Source organism: Mesorhizobium sp. B1-1-5 (genome assembly GCF_006443065.1).
Classification (GTDB): domain Bacteria; phylum Pseudomonadota; class Alphaproteobacteria; order Rhizobiales; family Rhizobiaceae; genus Mesorhizobium.
The window spans coordinates 1-1,046 of the sequence record NZ_VFWS01000648.1 but is presented as its reverse complement, the minus strand read 5'-3'; the positions used below and the strand labels follow the sequence as shown (position 1 = coordinate 1,046).

Genomic DNA, 1,046 nt, shown 5'->3' with positions numbered 1-1,046 from the left:
ACGACGACCAGGAACGGTCGTGGCGACAGCGGGATAAAGGCCTGGCTGCCGAGCGGGTGACGCTCGACCATGCTCAGCGCCAGCGGCAATTCGTAAGGCGTGCCGCGCACCATCGAGATCAGCACGCGCGCATTCGGCCCCACGGCCTCGGCGGTCGCCAGATCATGGTAGCGCTCGGCCTTGCCGCCATTGATCGGGTAGTGGTTGTCGCCGCCCATGTCGATGACATCGCCGAACGGGGCAAAGCCCTCGCGGGGCAGCGGCCGCGCGACGATGCGGGTCACGGCGCACGCCCTGCGATCCCGGCACTGCCGAGCTTGGCGTGCCGGTTGACGTCCTTGTAGAGCAGATAGCGGAATTTTCCCGGTCCGCCGGCATAGCAGGCCTGCGGACAGAAGGCGCGCAGCCACATATAGTCGCCGGCCTCCACTTCGACCCAGTCCTGGTTGAGCCGGTAGACGGCCTTGCCTTCCAGGACATAGAGCCCGTGCTCCATGACATGGGTCTCGGCAAAGGGAATGACCGCGCCCGGTTCGAGGGTGACGATGGTCATGTGCATGTCATGGCGCATGTCGGCCGGATCGACGAAGCGCGTCGTCGCCCAACGGCCGTCGGTACCGGGCATCGGCGTCGGCCCGATGTCCTGCTCGTTGGTGAAGAAGGCTTGCGGGACCTCGAGGCCGCTGACGGACTCATAAGCCTTGCGTATCCAGTGAAAGCGGACAGCCGCATTGCTTTCGTTGCGAACAGTCCAGCCGCTCGACGGCGGCAGGAAGGCGAAGCCGCCCGGCCGCAAGACATGTCTTTCGCCGGCAAGCAGGACGGTCAGTTCGCCTTCGACCACGAACAAGGCGCCCTCGGCGCCGGCATCGGGTTCCGGCCGGTCGCTGCCACCGCCGGGCGCGATCTCGACGATGTACTGCGAAAACGTCTCGGCAAAGCCCGACAGCGGCCTCGACAATATCCAGACGCGGGTCTTGTCCCAGAATGGCAGGGCGCTGGTGACGATGTCCTGCATCACGCCCTTGGGGATGACGGCATAGGCC

2 protein-coding genes are annotated in these 1,046 nt (G+C 65.9%); both read right to left on the bottom strand.

The features are described 5' to 3' along the window. On the bottom strand, positions 1 to 284 hold a 284-nt coding region (locus FJ980_RS34055; RefSeq protein ID WP_181181430.1), incomplete at its 3' end, for an ureidoglycolate lyase. Continuing rightward, positions 281 to 1,046: bifunctional allantoicase/(S)-ureidoglycine aminohydrolase (locus tag FJ980_RS34050; RefSeq protein WP_140547714.1), on the bottom strand; the 766-nt coding region annotated here is incomplete at its 5' end. The genes FJ980_RS34055 and FJ980_RS34050, both read right to left, overlap by 4 nt.